Source organism: Treponema rectale, assembly GCF_014202035.1.
In the GTDB taxonomy this organism is placed as follows: Bacteria; Spirochaetota; Spirochaetia; order Treponematales; family Treponemataceae; genus Treponema_D; species Treponema_D rectale.
Window position 1 is genome coordinate 652,586 of record NZ_JACHFR010000001.1, and the last position, 16,642, is coordinate 669,227.

The following is a 16,642-nucleotide window of genomic DNA, read 5'->3' on the forward strand; positions in this document are numbered from 1 at the left end:
CTATCCTCTTCAATGATTATGCAAGACCGAGTTCTTTGAAAAGTTTTTTATAAGTTTCAAACTGTTCTGACTGAGCAAATTCAGTAATTTTTTCTTCCGGAAGGCTTTCAAGAAGCTGATCCATGTATGAAAGAACTGACTTAATCTCTTCCTTCATTCCTTCTGGAATAGAATCTGCAGATGAAGCATTGTCTTCAGACTGCTGAACAGGAGCTTCCTCAGTTTCTACGGCCTGTTCTGCATCTTCGTCAACAGAATCTGCATCAGATGCCGGTTCATCATCTTTGGAATTCCACTGGTCAAATACCTGTCCTACAGGTTCCTCGCTGATTCCTTTTTCAAGCTCTTCATCCTCTTCTTCTTCCTTGAACAGTTCAATAGGTTTTGAAAGGGATTCGATGGATGGAGAAAGATCATCTTCCTCTTCTTCTTCAGTATTTTCTATTTCACCAAGCCCCGGCTGGTCTACTGTTATAAGGTCAGAGAAGTTTTCTTCTTCATCCGGAGCAGCAGATTCTTCTTTTTCTTCTATAAGGTCAGATGCTGAAGGTTCTACTATGATGTCATCAACTTTAGGAACTGAAATTTCTTCCTGAGGTTCTTCTTCCGGTTCAGTTTCTTCAAATACAGGCTCTTCAAGTTTTTCATTTTCAAAATTCATTGAAAGTGATTCTTCAGCTTCTGAAGGAGCAACGGCTTCTTCCGGAGGTGTAAGTTCTGCTGTATTGAGGATATTGTCAAGTTCTTCTCCACTGAGAGCAATCGTGTCGTCTTCATCATTATCTGAGAAGAATCCGGAATCATCATCTTTTTCGCTGCCAGGAACCGGCAGGTCAATATCATTGTTTTCTGCAGCAGCAGAGACTGTTTTTGCAGCTCCCTCATTGTTTTTAAGTTCTTCGAATTCAGTTTTAAGTGAGGAAATTTCAGTCTTCAGGCTTGCAATCTGTGCCGCAATGTCTTTAAGGAGGCTTCCGGCATCAAAACCTGAATCAGAAGGCTGTGGTGCAGGAGCAGCTTCCTTCTGCTGTACAGGAGCAGTATTCTGCATCTGAACTTCATTTGCTGTATCTTCCGTTACAAATTCTTCTTTAATGAAAACACTGTATGCCTGTTTTTCTTCGCTGTCATTTACTGGTGCCGTAACTTCATTCATCTGTTCTTCCGCTTCCTTATCCTGAGATTCAAGAGACGCAGCCTCTTCTTCAAATGTATCTGGAATAGATTTATCTTCCGTGCTGATTGATATCGGAGCAAAATTCAGTGCAGGGAAACTTTCTTCAGCCTGAGCCTGAATGTGAGTATCAAGGTCATCATCTGCTTCTGTTTCAGAAACATCTGAATCAACTTCTGTTCCGATTGCAGCTTCAGAAATTTCTGTTTCTTCAGTGCTTTCTTCTCCGGCTGCAGGTTCTTCAAATACCGGTTCCTCAAATGCAGGCTCAGTTTCTGTCATTTCTTCCTGAACAGATTCTTCAGCAGGTGCTTCAAAGTCTGTATCGGAGAACACGTCGTCGGTTGCGTCTGCAATGCTTGGCTCCTGAAAGGAATAGCTCCCGTCTTCGGATGTCTCACTGTCATCTGAAGTAGTAACTGAGAGGTTTTCGTTCTGTTCCTGATTGTCTTCCATAGTGTCTGCAAAAGCGTTTTCAGTTTCATCATCTTTTACAGCCGGACCGTCAAGCAGGGAAGTATCAATATCATCAAGTTCAAGACTGTTTTCTTTTACTTCTTCTGTTTCAGTAACCTCATCATCTGCCTGTGGTGCTTCAAGGCTTGATACGTCAATATCAGATACATCTTCTTCTGATACATCTGCAGTTTCGCCGGAAGGAGTTACATCAACCACCATATCTTCGAAATTAAAGTCACTATCTTCTTCCTGAGACGGCTGCGGTTCTTCAAATACAGGTTCATCAAGATCAAAGGTTCCGTCTGTCTGAGTTTCTGCTGCCTGAAGGTCAGTTTCGTCATCAGCAGTAAAAGGATTTTCTGTCTCTGCATCAGGTGCTTCTGCGGTAAAATCAATATTTTCTTCCTGAAGCGGAACATCTTCTGAAACAGTATTATCTGCTGCAGCATCCTGTACTATGTCAGTTTCGTCCTGGAAAACAGCTGCTTCTGAATCGTCATCCTGAACTGTTTCCGTTACGTCTGCATTCTCTGAAACGGTATTTTCGCCTGCATCAGAAGAGGTCTCATTATCACTGCCGAAATCTACGCCGTCAAGAAGACTGTCTACATCAAAGTCATCATCAGGTGCAGAAACCGGTGCGTCAGAATCTGCTGTTACAGGAGTCTCTTCTGCCTGCATTGTCGTATCAACAGAAATTTCATCTTCTTCATCAGAGGCTGTTTCTGCAATTACAGGAGCCTGGGTATCAGAATCTGTTTCTACATTCATTTCATAATCTACAGGACCTTCTTCTTTTTTTGTTTCTTCTATCTTGTCAGCCTGTGTTCCTGCATCTGTATCATCAAATCCAAATTCTGAAAGGTCAACGCTTTCATTTGAACCCGCGCTTTCTTTCTTTTCAGAATCATCTCCAAAGCCGAATTCAGAAAGATCTACGCTTTCTCCTTCCGAACCTGCTGCGGAATTGTCGTCTCCAAAAAGGGTGTTAAAGTCATCATTGGCAAATTCTTCTGTATTATTGTTTTCCTGAGGAATATCTGCAAATTTTTCTTCGTCCGGAGTATCATCAAAACTTAAATCAATATCAAGGGTTTCTTCGTTCTCAACATTATTATCTGCCTGTGCAGGTTCTGCCGGTTCTGATTCAAAACCACCGTCCAGGAAATCATCAAGGGAAACTTCGCCTGATTCATTTGCAGCCGGAGGTTCTGCAGCCGGAGGTTCTGCAGCCGGAGGTTCTGCAGCCGGAGGTTCTGCAGAACCGGCGGATGAATCAGATGCCTCTGTCTGAGGAGCAGGGGATAAGCTTTCATTAGGATCAGTAAAATCAGAGTCCATGAATTCATCCAGAGAGATTTCTTCGTCAGCCGGACTGTTTTCTTCTTCTGCTGTTTCTGCAGAAGCTCCGTTTTCCTGTTCAAAATCAGACTGTGCAGTCTTGTCAAGGAAAGATAAATCGGAAAGTTCATCCGGGATATTATTTGTATTTTCAAAAGTGGCATTATCATCAGCTGGTGCTGTATTTTTTATCCAAACGCCGTATTCGTCAAGTTCTGTTTTTTTATCTGATGATTCGCTCATAAAATTATCCCCTTTATTCTTTTGATCCTTGTGTTTTCATTGAACTTCAGCAGTTCTAAAAAACTCCGGTACATCATTCTTAGTTTCGGCATTCAGTTTTAAAATCTTAAGGCATAAGTTTTTAAAATATTAGAATCCTATAATACAGAAACTACACAGCAGACATCATTTTATCATAAATGTGTGAAATTTTCCACTTAAAACACTCATTCATTTTTTTTTACCTGCGGTAGTTTAAAACATTTCATCAATTCTGATCCTCTGCCGATAATCTGAGCATAATGAAAAGGTTAAGATTACTGTCTGCTGCTTTTGCCGGAACTCTCTGTTATGTCCTCATTTCTGTATGTGCAGGCCGTTACGGCATCTGGGCTCAGGGACAGCTTGAGGAACAGAAACGAATACTAAGTATTCATGAGGCATCTATAGAAAGGATTCATAATGAACTCTTTATGGAAAAAAATGCACTTCTTAATGATGCCAGTGTGATTGCAGCTCATGCCCGGCGTCTCGGTTATGTAAGCGACGGGGAAATCCTTGTCAAGATAAGGGGGCTTTCTTCCTATCAGAATACCGTAAAAGATCCCGGATTTGCAGTTGAGGAAGGAGAAATCCGCTATCTTTCAGAAAGAACCTGTAAGTCCATAGGCTTTATTATTTTTGGTCTTCTCTATATAGTACTGCTGCTGGGGGATTTTGCCCGTGGAAGGATATCTCTTCCTGTCCGAAAAAGGCGTTTTACGGTACTGAATGGAGCGGTAGTTTATGACATGCAGCAAAACTGATTCTGAATCTATAGAAAAAATTTCTGATGTTTTAAAAAATGGCGGAATTGTGATTCTTCCTACTGATACTGTTTACGGTTTTTCCGGAGTTGTAGATTTAAAGGGTAGAAAAGAGTTCTTCTGTGATGACAGAATCCGTCAGATAAAGGGACGTTCTGAGACGAAGCCTCTGATTCAGCTTATTGCAAAACCTGAAGATATTAATCTTTATACTGATGCAGCCATTGATCCTGAGCTTCTGTCAAAATGGCCGGGCCCCCTTACTGTAATTGTTCCCCTGAAAAAAGATTCACCTTTAAAAACTGACCTGAAGACCATAGCTTTCCGCTGTCCCGGGGATGAATGGCTCAGGAAAATAATAGAAAACTGTGGTGTGCCGCTTTACAGTACCAGTGTAAACAGAAGCGGTTATCCCGTTTTATGTACTGAAAAAGAAATCATAAGTGAATTTGAAAACGAATGTGACCTTATAGTGCTTGCCGGAGACACTGAAAATGCCCTTCCTTCTACGATTGTTAAGGTTGAAGAGGGAAAACCGTATACAGTGGTCAGGCAGGGCGCCTTAAAACTGTAGAAACCTTATCTCCGGACGCTGTTATTTTCTTCTCTGCCAGACAACGTTTACCGTTCCTTTTTTTACTTCGGACGGAGAGTTCCCGTTCTGAATGAGGGTCTGCTTTGAGCCTTCAAGACTTCCGCCTGCGGTAAGGACAAGATTCCATTCTACAGGAGGGGCAGAAGCTGCATTTTTCAGGGCTGCAGCACGGGGAAGTTCCGGGAAGTAAGAGGCATTACTCCTTCCTGTCTGAATTATATGGACGGATGAGCCGTCTATTGATACGGAAACGTTCATGATGGCACCGTTTTTGTAGATTATGACGCCCTTTCCGCTGCGGAGAATGAGTATTTTGTCTATGAATTCTTCTCCGGCCCATGTTCCTGCAAGAATTTCTATGTCAGTATGCCGTTCGTCCTCATGATTATCTTTCTGTTCCGGTTGTGAAACTGAAACTTTTGAATTTCCAGAAAGATTTGACAGCAAGTTTTCGAGGGAAGGTTTTGCATCAAGGAGAATCATGTAATAAGATTCGTATTTTTTTGTGGAACTTACGTTTTTGTTTTCGGCTGCTTTTATTGCATTCAGCGTACAGATCCAGCCGCCTTCCGGAGATTCCTGAATTTCTGCATAAAAGGAAATGTTTGACGTAGCTTCTTCCATGGAGAAGTGGTCTTTTCTGTGGTCAATGACGATATAACCGTCTATTGTCTGGAATTGTGAATAAAAATGGTCTGTAGTCATCTGGATCATGCCGGTATCCTGTGAAGAAGATTCCGTGGCATAAAAATCCACTTGTGTGGCAGCATGGCTGAAGGCTGCCGCAGTGGAGAGAATAATTAACTGCAGAAAAAATCTGGTTTTCACTTATCCTTTCAGTCCGTTTCTGAATTCTCGGGCAATATCGCGTTTTACGTCCCTGTCTTTTATATCGGCACGTTTGTCAAAGAGTTTCTTTCCTTTACACACCCCGAGATTTACCTTAACACGGCCATTTTTAAGGTAAAAGTCAAGGGGAATGAGGGTAAAGCCTTTTTCTTCAACTTTCCGTCTCAGTCTTTTTATTTCATCTCTGTGGAGGAGAAGTTTCTTTTTTCTGTCAGGGTCATGATTGAAAACAGATGAATATGAGTATTCTGAAATATGAAAGTTTTGAAGCCAGATTTCATTATTTTCTATCAGGGCAAAACTGTCCGCAAAAGAGACGCTTCCTTCCTTTACGGATTTTACTTCCGTACCTTCAAGGGCAATTCCGCATTCGATAGAGTCTTCTATTGTGTAGTTAAACCGGGCCTTTCTGTTTTCGGCAATTATTTTTTTACCTTCAGACATATACGTAAATTATATTGAATAAAAATTATGTAGTCTACTGTGTGAGGATTCTTACTGAGAAAGTGAATTTCTTAAATTCGTGGATTTCGAAGAATTTGTGTTTTATACTCTAGATATGCAATCAGAAGGCAAAACTTATAAAACTTTTCCTCTCTCAAGTCTTACGGTAAAACTCCCGTTTTATCTGGCATTGTTCTGTACAATCCTCATTCTGGCTAACGGAACCCTTGGTTACCGTGTTTTCATGCATCTGTTTGAAAAACAGTACCGTGCGGTTACGGAACAGATAGCTAATACTGCACTGTCATATATTGATGCGGACAGGATAACTTCCTATGCTCAGGGAGCTCCTGCTGATGAGGCATGGATGGAAAGTGACAGGATGCTTGATGCCCTTACGGTTTCTGCCCAGCTTGCATATATTTACGTAACGATTCCTGATGAGAAATATGAATCCAGGGTTTATGTTTTTGATACGGTTCATCCTCAGGTTGTAAATGGAAAAAAATATCCTCTCGGGCAGGTCAACAGTCTTTTAAAGTATGATGATGATTACATAGAAAATCTCCGCAGGGTAATGGAGCACGGGGAACCCTATATCCGCTTTGTGTATAATGAAAGGGGCGGGCATGTTACGACTTCCGTTCCTGTAATTGATTCTCATGGAAAAACCGTTGCGATAATGAGCATAGTAAAACCTATGAGTGAGGTTAGTGAATTTAAGGAAAGTTACCGCAGGTCTGTTACCATAAATTCTTCAATTATTACCGGAATTTTTGTTGTTATTTTCATTATTATTCTTTTATTCATGGTTGTCCGTCCTGTTTCAATGATTACCCATGAAACTGCGCATTTTGCAGAACACGGAGGAAAGATTTCAAATAAACTGAGCCGGATAAAGGGAAGGGATGAACTGGGAATTCTTGCCCGCTCCGTAGAAAAAATGAGCGTCGATATGAATTCCTATATCGATGTTCTTACCAGAACTACGGCAGAAAAGGAGAGGCTTTCTGCAGAACTTGATGTTGCAACTCAGATTCAGGCAAATATGCTTCCGCGGATATTTCCTCCATATGCAGACCATCCTGAACTTGAATTGTATGCCAGTATGGAACCTGCAAAGGAGGTCGGCGGTGATTTTTATGATTTCTTTGTAATTGATGATGATCATTTTGCCGTCGTAGTGGGAGATGTCAGCGGAAAGGGCGTTCCCGCAGCTCTGTTCATGGTTGTTGCAAAGACTCTGCTGAAGAATGTTGCAATGCAGGGATTTGGACCGGCAGAGATTTTTACGATGGTCAATTCCCAGCTTTGTGAAGGAAATGATGCCGGGCTTTTTGTAACGTGCTGGCTTGGAATTCTTACCATCAGTACCGGAGAATTGAAATTTGCCAATGCAGGACACACAAGTCCTGTTTTAAGGCATGAAAATAAATGTGAATTCCTCGTGTCTAAGCCGGACCTTATGCTGGCTGCAATGGAGGGAATAAAATACAGTGAACATTCCCTGCAGTTTTATGGCGGCGACAGCATTTTCCTTTATACAGACGGAATTACAGAGGCTGTGAACGGAAAGGAAGAACTGTATGGAGAAGAAAGGCTGCTTTCCTGCCTGAAAAACTGTGACTGTATGAATTCCCGGGAGCTTCTTAAGGCTGTCCGCGCAGATATTGACAGGTTTACGGATGTAACCCCTCAGTTTGATGATATTACCATGCTTGAGTTTAAACTGAAAAATGGAGAGTGAAGGTATGGTGAGCAGAACTTTTAAGGCCTGTGATGAAAACATGCAGGCTGTAAATGATTTTATTCATTCGAACTTTCCTGAAAACATTTCTCCTAAGGCAGCAGGAGAAATAGATCTTGCAGTGGAAGAAATATTCGTAAACATTGCCCATTACGCATATCATCCTGAAACCGGTACAGTTGAAATAGAATGCAGCGTAGACGAAGAAGGTTTTCTTAAAATCGTATTCTATGATTCAGGCATGCCTTATAATCCGCTTCTCAGAAAAGACCCGGACATAACTCAGTCTGCAGAAGAAAGAAATATAGGCGGTCTGGGAATATTTCTGACAAAGAAATTTATGGATGACGTAGGTTATTTTTTTGCCGGCGGAAAAAATGTCCTTTACATCAGGAAGCGATTGTAAGGACACCGTCCATTCCGGTTGCTGCAAATACCTGCATGCAGAACTCGGAAGGCTTCTTTATGCGCATCTTTCCTCCAGCCGCACTCATTACCTTGTGGGCAAGAAGTACTACACGAAGCCCTGCACTGGAAATATAGCTTACTTCTGCAAGGTTCAGAACAAGGGTAGTACATCCGGAAGTACATTCCTTCAGTTTTGTTTCAAGCTGAGGCGCCGTAGTGGTATCAAGCCTTCCTGAAATTATAATTTCCGTAGTATCGTCGATTTTATTTTCTGAAATTGTCATTTTTTCTCCGGATAGATTTTTCGGGAAGCGGGAAATGCTCCTGTTCCTGAATATAATCCTGTTTCTGTTCTTACATATATTTTGGTTCAAAATTTAAAAAAGTCAAACAGTTTGTTTTGTATTTATAAAAAAAACGTTTTACAATGGTATGTGGAGAATTTGTATGAGGTGTAATAATTGCGGAACTGAACTGGAAGGAAATTTTAAATTCTGTCCCAGCTGCGGTCAGAATGTTGAAGAACAGATCCTTACTCAGACTCTGGCTGAAATAATGCGGGAAGGAAAAACTTGTGATTCCGGAACGGGAGAAGATCTTAAACTGAACCTGAAGGAAGACCGTCCTGCCGTAAAGTCAGATACTGTTCCTAAAATGATATATATCGAAGGCGGCTCTTTTTTAATGGGTATGTCCGAATTCAACAGGAGCGTTATGATAAACGGTTTTGCTGTATCAGAAACGCCTGTTACGCAGCGGCAGTATGAAGCCGTAACCGGTAAGAATCCTTCAAAATTAAAGGGTGCAGACCGTCCTGTTGAATGCGTAAACTGGTGTGAAGCCTTGATTTTCTGTAATCTCCTCAGTATTTCCCAGGGGCTTCTTCCGTGCTATTCAATAGGAATGAATGCGGATCTTTCGGCTTTTGAGACTTCAAGTCCGGTATGGAAAAGAGTTAGCTGTAATTTTGCAGCTCCCGGATACAGATTACCTACGGAAGCTGAATGGGAGTACGCTGCGAGAGGCGGCAAAAATCACAGTCCTGCTCAGTTTGCAGGCAGTGATGACATAAATAAGGTTGCATGGTTCGGAGAGAACAGTGATGTTCATACCCATTCTGTGGGATGCAAAAAGCCCAACATGCTCGGCCTGTATGATATGTGCGGCAACGTGGCGGAATGGTGCTGGGATTATATGGAAGAACTTCCGATTATGCCGATGACGAATCCATGCGGGCCTAAAAGCGGTAATTTTCATGTAAAAAGAGGGGGAAGTTGGCTTGATGACATGCAGCAGTGTACCGTCTGCTATAGAAGCGGAAGTGCGCCGACCGGAAAAAGTTCCAGCCTTGGCTTCAGGGTATGCCGCTCCGTAATCGAAGGAATCATGTAGGGACAGCCTGTGTTTTTGTAATTGTTATAACTGATTTTTTCTGATATGATGTGACGGATTATGAAACAGAATATTTATGATTACTCTTTTGAAATGAGCCGTCAGCGTAAACATAACATTACTGTTGCCCTGATTGTTTCAGTTTCAGTTTTTATATTTCTGAATATCGTCGTTAATTTTATCCTTTTTCCTGTACTTGTACGTTCTGATTCAATGTCGGAGGAAATTTCTGCAAACAGTGTCGTATTTGTAACTCCCCTGACCAGAACTCCAGAGCGGGGGGACGTTGTTTTAGTGAAGAGGCTTGACGGAAAAAAACTTTCTGCCGGAGAAAACGTCCTTAATCTCGTGTTCAGTTTTTTTACGGCACAGACTTTTGCTCCCTTCGGTCATTCTTCAAGAGCTACCGGAAAAGAAAGTATCCGCCGTGTTCTTGCTCTGCCGGGGGATACAATCTACATGAAGGATTATGTGCTTTATGTAAAGCCGGCCGGTCAGAGTCAGTTTTTAAGTGAATTTGAGGTTTCTGACGGAGATTACAGTATTCTGAGTTTTTCTGTTCCTGCGGAATGGGACTGCATAGGTTCAAATCCCCAGATGGAAGAAACAGTCCTTAAGGAAAATGAATATTTTGTGCTTGCTGATAACCGGGTTGAGGCAGTGGATTCAAGAAGTTATGGTCCAATAACTGCTGATAAAATCGGTGGAAAAGTCGTACTTGAATATTTTCCGTTAAGCAGATTCAAGGCTTTTTAGTATTTTCAGCTGATATTTCAGGATTCCCTTTTATGAAGGAAGCTCTTCTTTACGTTCACGTTCCTTTTTGTACGTCAAAATGTGATTACTGTGATTTTTACAGTGTTCCGGTTTGCGGAAAACCTGTTGATCCTTCCTATGTTCAGGCCCTGCTTAAGGAAGAAACTTACTGGCGGCAGAGGTATTCTGTCTCATCCTGGAAAACTTTGTATATCGGCGGTGGAACTCCTGCACTGATGCCGGCAGAACTTACGGTTCGTCTGGTAGAAGGGCTTTTGTGCGGCAGTCAGGGAGTGCCGGAAGAGATAACCATAGAAGTAAATCCTGAAGTACTGACGGAAGAAAAAATTCTTGCCTATAAGAAATGCGGAATAAACCGGCTCAGCATGGGAATTCAGTCTATGAATGAAAAGGCCCTGAAATCCGTAAACCGTCATTGTTCTGCTGAAAGCATAAAAAAGGCCCTTTCCCTTATAGACAGGTATTGGGAAGGAAAGCTTAACCTTGATCTGATTGCAGGACTTCCCGGACAGTCGGATGCAGAATTTGAAGATTCCGTACGTAAAACGGCAGCTTTCGGGGCTGACCACATATCTTTGTATACCCTTACTCTGGAAGAGGGAACTCCATTGTATAAAAAAACGGCCGGTGGAACCGCTTTTGATTATGACAGGGCGGATTCTCAATGGTTTGCAGGCCGGGACATTCTTGAAGAAGCGGGTTATGCTCAGTATGAGGTTTCAAATTTTGCTAAAAAAAACTGCCAGGGCATTCACAATACGGGATACTGGCAGCAGCAGGATTATGCCGGGCTTGGATGCAGTGCCTGCGGTACTTTTTATGATTTTTCATCAGAGTCTGATGTCCGTGGAATCCGGTGGAGCAATACAAGAAATATTGATGCATACGTAAAATTCTGGAATGATTTCAATTTTAATAGAAAAGAAACCTTTCTGCCTGAGTTTATTCCTCCCGTAAGCGAAAGGGAACTTCTTGATTCTTCTACGTCGGAGTTTGAGTTTTTAATGATGGGACTTCGTACTTTAAGGGGAGTCAGTGAAAAACTTTACGAAGAAAGATATTCTGATGTTGAGCCATGGCATGGAAATTTAAGGAAACGTCTTGAGTCTGTGGATAAAATAAAAATAAGCGGCAGTGAATCTGAAAGGTATTTTCATTTTGACAGGGACGGACTTTTGTTTTTAAATTCTGCACTGGAATCCCTGTTATAATGCTTGACGTAAACAGTAAAAATCCGCATAATAAGTGAACTTATTACTAGTAAGGAGTACTATCGTGCCTTGTGGAAAGAAAAGAAAGCGCGCAAAGATAGCGACACATAAGCGTAAGAAGAAGCTTAGAAGAAATCGTCATAAGAGCAAGTAGTCTTACTCTTAGTATGACTTTTTCTAAAAGGACCGTGGTTGTTTTTATTGACTGCGGTCTTTTTTTTTACTCTTTTCAGGAGGCATAAAAGCCGTGATTCTTCAGTCCATACATTCTCCCGGTGATCTTAAAAAACTTGATGATGCAAGTCTTACTCTGCTTGCCTCACAGATGAGGGAGTGTATCATTTCTACAGTGTCTGAAAACGGCGGTCATCTCGCAAGCAATCTTGGTGTTGTGGAACTTTCCATAGCGCTGCACAGGGTTTTTGACAGTCCTAAGGATGCAATAGTGTGGGATGTAAGCCATCAGTGTTATCCTCATAAAATTTTGACCGGACGTTACGGAGAATTTTCTACAATCAGAAAAGAAGGCGGAATTTCAGGCTTTACCCGCATAAAGGAAAGTCCTCATGATTATTTTGATGCCGGACATGCATCTTCTTCAATTTCATCTGCACTGGGACTTCTTGCTTCCTGGAAACTGCAGGGGCGTGACGATAAGGTTGTTGCCGTTATAGGAGACGGCGCCCTGACAGGAGGAATGGCTTTTGAAGCTTTGAGTCATGCCGGACAGCTCAGTCAGAATCTCATCGTAGTTGTAAATGATAATCAGATGTCCATAAGCCCTAATACAGGTTCCCTTTCCAGATATCTTTCCAGACTGACGACAGGGGCTGCCTATCAGAAGTTCAGGCGCCGTATTGACCATGCAATAGACAGAATTCCGTATTTCAACCGGCATATCGGAAAATTTATATACAGAATTAAAAGGGCCTTAAAGGGCTTTTTCCTTACAAATAATCTTTTTGTTGATCTTGGATTTGAATATGCGGGACCTCTGGACGGCCATAATATCAGGGAACTGGAGAAAACCTTCAGAAGGGTAAAGAAGATTCCCCGCCCGGTTGTAGTTCATGTTGTTACAAAAAAAGGTAAGGGATATTCACCTGCAGAAAACAATCCTTCTGCTTTTCATGGAATAGGTCCGTTTAATATAAGTGATGGCTCTGTAGAAAAATTTAATGCCCTTAGTTTTACGGAGTGTTTTAGTAATTATATCGTTCGCCTTGGAGAAAAGGACAGTCGTATATGTGCAATTACAGCTGCCATGTCAAAGGGAACCGGTCTTGATGCATTTTCAAGAAAGTTTAAGGACAGATTTTTTGACGTTGGAATTGCCGAGGAGCATGCAGTAACTTTTGCGGGTGGCCTTGCTGCCGGAAACCTTATTCCTTTTGTAGCTATATATTCCACATTCATGCAGCGTTCCGTGGATCAGATTATAGAAGACATAGCCCTTCAGAACCGTCATGTAATCATGGTAATGGACAGGGCCGGTGCAGTTCCCGGTGACGGAGAAACTCATCAGGGAATTTTTGATATTTCACTTTTGCGCTGCATTCCTGACATAACGTTCATGACCGTGGTCAGTTCTGCGGATATGAAACTTTGTCTGGATTATGCGGTTTTCTCCTGTTCAGGACCTGTCTGCCTCCGATGGAGTAAGAACTCCTGTCCGTCTGAAACACCAGCCTTTTCTGTTCCGGTTGTGTCCGGAAGGGGTATTTTGGTTGAGGCTTCTGAAATTTCTCCTTCTCTTGAGGTGTCTGTAAAAGACAGCCGGAAAAAGCCGAAGAAGGTTCTTCTTGTATGTACTGGAAGCATGTATGGAGAAACTCTTGTTGCGGCAAGAAATCTGCTTATGAACGGCATATACTGCAGCATTTATGTACTCCGCTTTCTTAAACCTTTTGACGGAGAATACTTTGCCTCTGCAGCTTCAGATTATGACTGTGCGGTAATTATAGAAGACGGCGTAAGAATAGGAAGTTTTGCGGAATATCTTGATATGTATATTCATAAAGATCCTGTTCTGAAAAAAATAAAGACATCCGTTCTGGCTTTTCCTGATGAATTTCTTGCAAACGGAGAGCGGGAGTATATTTTGAAGCAGGCGGGACTTTCTCCTGAATGTATTACGGAAGCAGTTTTTAAACTTGTGAGGTAAAAATAAAATTGAAAAATTATGGACTTGAACTGTCCGGCAGGACTATAACAGCAAAAAGAGATGTTTTTATTATGGGAATAGTAAACTGTACCGGTGACAGTTTTTATTCAGAAAGCAGGGGTGGAGCAGAAAGGGCTTTTAAGCTTGAGCAGGAAGGTGCGGACATAATAGATCTGGGGGCAGAATCTACAAGACCCGGAGCTGATTATGTCAGTGCGGAAGAAGAGATAAAAAGACTGGTTCCTGTTATACGGGAAATACGAAAGAAAAGCAGCATTCCCATTTCAATAGATACCCGGAAAAAATCAGTGATGGAAGCAGCCTTTAACGAGGGGGCAGACATGCTGAATGATGTATCTGCTCTTGAAGATGATGAGGAGATGGCTTCTTTTGCAGCAGAAAAGGGAATTCCTGTATTTTTGATGCATAAAAGGGGAATTCCTTCTGACATGCAGAATGATACATCCTATGAAGACGTTTTTGCTGAAGTGGATTCTTATCTGCGTTCCAGGGCAGATTATGCCGTGTCAAAAGGAATTTCTCCCTCAAAGATAATAGTGGATCCGGGAATAGGATTTGGAAAGGACCTTGAAGCCAATAAATGTCTTACCGCCAGGTGCGGACAGTTATGCGGCGGTAAATATCCGGTGCTGATGGCTCTGTCCAGAAAAAGCTATATCGGTGCGATTACCGGCAGACAGACGGAAGACAGGCTTTACGGAACGATTGCCTGCAATATTCTCAGTATTCTTTCCGGGGCTTCATTTGTAAGGGTGCATGATGTTGCGCCTTGCGCTGATGTGCTGGCAGTGTTAAAATCATTTAGGGAATCCGGACTTTTATGAATGCTTTTGAGATACTGACGAAATTTTATAATTACCTGAGGCCTTTTTTAGATATAGCCCTCCTTACGTTTGTTCTGTATAAAGCCTATGAAATTATTTTAAAGACAAATGCCCTTCAGATTATAAAAGCAGTAGTTATAGTAGGCATAGCTTACGGTGTGGTAGTCCTTCTTAATCTTGTAACGATGCTCTGGATTCTGAATGTCCTTGCTCCTGGCCTGATAGTTGCATTTGCAATTGTATTTCAGCCGGAATTAAGGCTCCTGCTTCTGAAAATCGGACAGAAGGAATGGTTTGCATTCGGGTCCAGAAGTAAGCATACCTATGTAGATTCTGTACTCATAGCTGCGGAATCCCTTTCGAAATTGAAAAGGGGAATGCTTGTTGTTTTTATAAAGCATACGAAGCATGATAATATCGTTGACACCGGTACAAGACTTAATGCAGACCTGTCGTCAGGACTTCTTGTAACTATTTTCGGACATGATACGCCTTTACATGACGGAGCCTGTATTGTTCAGGGCGGAAAGCTTGTTGCGGCCGGATGTTTTTTACCGTTAAGCGAGCAGTATGATATAAAAAAGACTTTCGGAACCCGTCACCGTGCTGCTTTGGGAATGAGTGAGATTTGTGACGGAGCAGTACTTGTCGTAAGTGAGGAAACGGGAGCCATAAGTCTTGCCTATGATTCCAAGCTTTACTACGACCTGAGTCAGGATCAGCTTAAGAAAATCCTTGAAAGCCGTCTTGAGATTACGGCTCAGGACCAGATTATTGAGGATACCATAGATGAACATTAAAACTTTTATGAATAAGTTACTGGAAAACTGGCCGGTAAAGATTTTGTGTTTTATTGCTGCAGTGCTGATTTTCTTTTTTCATGAAATGTCTACACTGTCTTCAAAAAGCTATATGATTCCCGTTACGGTTCTTGAAAATGGAGAGATGACCCTTGCTTCAGAGGCAGATGAATCCCGCATGGTAAAGGTAACGGTAAAAAGCCGCCGGGAAAATCTGGCAGACATTACGGAAGGTGATTTCAAGGCTTTTCTTGATATGAACTCAGTAAAGGAACCTGGAAGGGCTGCCGTTGACATTAATGTAACTCCTGATTCCAAAGTCATGCTCATCGATCCTCTGGAACTTTCTTTTTCTCCAAGAACGCTTTATGTACCAGTGGAAGAATATGTTTCCCGCTATGTTCCTGTGAAGCCTACTGTTACAGGAAGTGCAGCTTATGGATATGAGATGGTTAATTACAATGTAGTACCGGATGTTGTTCTTATTGAGGGGCCTGAAAGTTCCGTTAACTCCATTGAATACCTTTCTACGGAAAGCGTTTCCCTTAATGGTGCTTCAAGAGATGTGGTTGCGGTGTCTTCCATCCTTCATACCAACAGGCGAATAACGGTTCCCTCAGCTGAAAACTATAAGGTTGTACTGTATGTCCGTCCTGTGGGAACAAGTCGTATTATTAAGAATATACCGGTAGTGTTTAAGAATATTCCTGAAAGTCTTTTTGTTACAAATCAGGAAGAGATTGTTGATGTTACCGTTGAAGGCAGCATGCTTGCCCTCGATAAGCTTTCTTCTTCTGACTTTGTCTGTGCTGCAGATTTGAATTCTGTTGACAGTGAAGGCAGCCATGTTGTCCGTCTTTCGGTTACAGGACCTAAGGATATAGATATAATTAAGGTCAGCAGGTCTGAAATTACAGTTTATCTTTCTTCAGGAGAACCTTCTGCTGTTGAAGATGACGGAACTTTTACGGAAACAGAATTTCCAGCCGGGGAAGCTGCCGTTGAAATTACGGAGGAACAATGATATTTGGAATCGGAACGGATATCGTTGAAACCCGAAGACTGGAGAAGTGGATAGAAAAGTCCCTTATCCGCCGTTTTTTTAATGAAAAGGAAATTGCTGTTTTGAACGAAAACTCTTCCATGCAGCGTAAATGTGAATACTATGCCAGCCGCTTTGCTGCCAAGGAAGCTTTTTCCAAGGCTTTGGGAACAGGCCTCAGTGGTTTTGATTTAAAAGATGTGTATACTATAATTGATGAGACCGGAAAGCCGGCTCTCGCACTTGAAGGAAGGGCTCTGCAGCGGGTAAAGGAACTGTGCGGAAAGAATTTTGTTCTTCACCTGTCGCTGACTCACGAAAAAGAGTATGCCCTGGCGTTTGTCGTAATGGAAAAACTTGATTAAG

The 16,642-nt window shown here is 42.0% G+C and carries 16 protein-coding genes; 12 read left to right on the forward strand and 4 right to left on the reverse strand.

Going from position 1 to position 16,642, the window contains the following annotated elements:
- Positions 1–16 precede the first annotated feature (16 nt).
- A complete protein-coding gene (locus HNP77_RS02705; RefSeq protein WP_184651617.1) occupies positions 17–3,217 on the reverse strand; it encodes a midas domain-containing protein in 3,201 nt (1,066 codons plus the stop codon).
- A 281-nt stretch (positions 3,218–3,498) separates the two neighbouring features.
- On the opposite strand from HNP77_RS02705, the gene HNP77_RS02710 reads away from it, so the two are divergent.
- Positions 3,499–4,002, forward strand: coding sequence for an FtsB family cell division protein (locus tag HNP77_RS02710; protein ID WP_184651618.1), 504 nt, complete (start codon positions 3,499–3,501; stop codon positions 4,000–4,002).
- A complete protein-coding gene (locus HNP77_RS02715; protein WP_184651619.1) occupies positions 3,983–4,576 on the forward strand; it encodes an L-threonylcarbamoyladenylate synthase in 594 nt (197 codons plus the stop codon). The genes HNP77_RS02710 and HNP77_RS02715 overlap by 20 nt, the downstream gene beginning before the upstream one ends.
- 21 nt (positions 4,577–4,597) lie before the next feature.
- On the opposite strand, the gene HNP77_RS02720 is transcribed toward HNP77_RS02715, so the two are convergent.
- A complete protein-coding gene (locus tag HNP77_RS02720) occupies positions 4,598–5,425 on the reverse strand; it encodes a TP0183 family DNA metabolism protein (RefSeq protein WP_425506731.1) in 828 nt (275 codons plus the stop codon).
- Positions 5,426–5,890: an SsrA-binding protein SmpB gene (gene smpB, locus HNP77_RS02725; RefSeq protein ID WP_184651621.1), complete on the reverse strand. Its 465-nt coding sequence runs from the start codon at positions 5,888–5,890 to the stop codon at positions 5,426–5,428.
- 115 nt (positions 5,891–6,005) lie between these two features.
- Between smpB and HNP77_RS02730 the strand changes: the two genes are divergently transcribed.
- Both HNP77_RS02730 and HNP77_RS02735 read left to right on the forward strand, forming a co-directional pair.
- Entirely contained in the window at positions 6,006–7,637 is a 1,632-nt protein-coding gene (locus HNP77_RS02730) for a SpoIIE family protein phosphatase (protein ID WP_184651622.1), read from the forward strand.
- A gap of 4 nt (positions 7,638–7,641) precedes the next feature.
- Entirely contained in the window at positions 7,642–8,043 is a 402-nt protein-coding gene (locus HNP77_RS02735) for an ATP-binding protein (RefSeq protein ID WP_184651623.1), read from the forward strand.
- On the opposite strand, the gene HNP77_RS02740 is transcribed toward HNP77_RS02735, so the two are convergent.
- Positions 8,027–8,329 (reverse strand): STAS domain-containing protein, encoded by a 303-nt coding sequence (locus HNP77_RS02740; RefSeq protein ID WP_184651624.1) that lies wholly within the window; start codon positions 8,327–8,329, stop codon positions 8,027–8,029. The genes HNP77_RS02735 and HNP77_RS02740 overlap by 17 nt on opposite strands.
- A gap of 163 nt (positions 8,330–8,492) precedes the next feature.
- Here HNP77_RS02740 and HNP77_RS02745 point away from each other — a divergent pair, with 163 nt between their 5' ends.
- The 8 genes from HNP77_RS02745 (at position 8,493) to acpS (ending at position 16,641) form a co-directional block, all read left to right on the forward strand.
- Complete coding sequence (locus tag HNP77_RS02745; protein WP_184651625.1) at positions 8,493–9,437, forward strand: SUMF1/EgtB/PvdO family nonheme iron enzyme; 945 nt, start codon at positions 8,493–8,495, stop codon at positions 9,435–9,437.
- 60 nt (positions 9,438–9,497) lie between these two features.
- Positions 9,498–10,193, forward strand: coding sequence for a signal peptidase I (gene lepB, locus HNP77_RS02750; RefSeq protein ID WP_184651626.1), 696 nt, complete (start codon positions 9,498–9,500; stop codon positions 10,191–10,193).
- A 32-nt stretch (positions 10,194–10,225) separates the two neighbouring features.
- Positions 10,226–11,425 carry a radical SAM family heme chaperone HemW gene (hemW, locus tag HNP77_RS02755; protein WP_184651627.1) on the forward strand — a complete coding sequence of 400 codons (1,200 nt, stop codon included), beginning with the start codon at positions 10,226–10,228 and terminating at the stop codon, positions 11,423–11,425.
- 247 nt (positions 11,426–11,672) lie between these two features.
- Positions 11,673–13,589: a 1-deoxy-D-xylulose-5-phosphate synthase gene (gene dxs, locus HNP77_RS02760; RefSeq protein WP_343042510.1), complete on the forward strand. Its 1,917-nt coding sequence runs from the start codon at positions 11,673–11,675 to the stop codon at positions 13,587–13,589.
- A gap of 8 nt (positions 13,590–13,597) precedes the next feature.
- Positions 13,598–14,434, forward strand: coding sequence for a dihydropteroate synthase (gene folP / locus HNP77_RS02765; RefSeq protein ID WP_246428842.1), 837 nt, complete (start codon positions 13,598–13,600; stop codon positions 14,432–14,434).
- The gene (gene cdaA, locus HNP77_RS02770) at positions 14,431–15,234 is read left to right on the forward strand and encodes a diadenylate cyclase CdaA (protein ID WP_184651628.1); all 804 of its coding nucleotides are present in this window, start codon (positions 14,431–14,433) and stop codon (positions 15,232–15,234) included. Before folP ends, cdaA begins: the two co-directional genes overlap by 4 nt.
- 7 nt (positions 15,235–15,241) lie before the next feature.
- A complete protein-coding gene (locus HNP77_RS02775; protein WP_184651629.1) occupies positions 15,242–16,258 on the forward strand; it encodes a CdaR family protein in 1,017 nt (338 codons plus the stop codon).
- On the forward strand, positions 16,255–16,641 hold the full coding sequence (gene acpS / locus HNP77_RS02780; RefSeq protein WP_184651630.1) for a holo-ACP synthase: 387 nt from the start codon (positions 16,255–16,257) through the stop codon (positions 16,639–16,641). The genes HNP77_RS02775 and acpS overlap by 4 nt, the downstream gene beginning before the upstream one ends.
- Position 16,642 lies beyond the last annotated feature (1 nt).

What these genes read in the sequence shown, in the direction of transcription:
- smpB (WP_184651621.1), bottom strand. Translation starts at nt 5,890, where the DNA reads ATGTCTGAAGGTAAAAAAATAATTGCCGAAAACAGAAAGGCCCGGTTT.
- lepB (WP_184651626.1), top strand. Translation starts at nt 9,498, where the DNA reads ATGAAACAGAATATTTATGATTACTCTTTTGAAATGAGCCGTCAGCGT.
- HNP77_RS02775 (WP_184651629.1), top strand. Translation starts at nt 15,242, where the DNA reads ATGAATAAGTTACTGGAAAACTGGCCGGTAAAGATTTTGTGTTTTATT.
- cdaA (WP_184651628.1), top strand. Translation starts at nt 14,431, where the DNA reads ATGAATGCTTTTGAGATACTGACGAAATTTTATAATTACCTGAGGCCT.
- HNP77_RS02715 (WP_184651619.1), top strand. Translation starts at nt 3,983, where the DNA reads ATGACATGCAGCAAAACTGATTCTGAATCTATAGAAAAAATTTCTGAT.
- HNP77_RS02735 (WP_184651623.1), top strand. Translation starts at nt 7,642, where the DNA reads ATGGTGAGCAGAACTTTTAAGGCCTGTGATGAAAACATGCAGGCTGTA.
- acpS (WP_184651630.1), top strand. Translation starts at nt 16,255, where the DNA reads ATGATATTTGGAATCGGAACGGATATCGTTGAAACCCGAAGACTGGAG.
- HNP77_RS02710 (WP_184651618.1), top strand. Translation starts at nt 3,499, where the DNA reads ATGAAAAGGTTAAGATTACTGTCTGCTGCTTTTGCCGGAACTCTCTGT.
- HNP77_RS02730 (WP_184651622.1), top strand. Translation starts at nt 6,006, where the DNA reads ATGCAATCAGAAGGCAAAACTTATAAAACTTTTCCTCTCTCAAGTCTT.
- hemW (WP_184651627.1), top strand. Translation starts at nt 10,226, where the DNA reads ATGAAGGAAGCTCTTCTTTACGTTCACGTTCCTTTTTGTACGTCAAAA.
- HNP77_RS02705 (WP_184651617.1), bottom strand. Translation starts at nt 3,217, where the DNA reads ATGAGCGAATCATCAGATAAAAAAACAGAACTTGACGAATACGGCGTT.
- HNP77_RS02740 (WP_184651624.1), bottom strand. Translation starts at nt 8,329, where the DNA reads ATGACAATTTCAGAAAATAAAATCGACGATACTACGGAAATTATAATT.
- HNP77_RS02745 (WP_184651625.1), top strand. Translation starts at nt 8,493, where the DNA reads ATGAGGTGTAATAATTGCGGAACTGAACTGGAAGGAAATTTTAAATTC.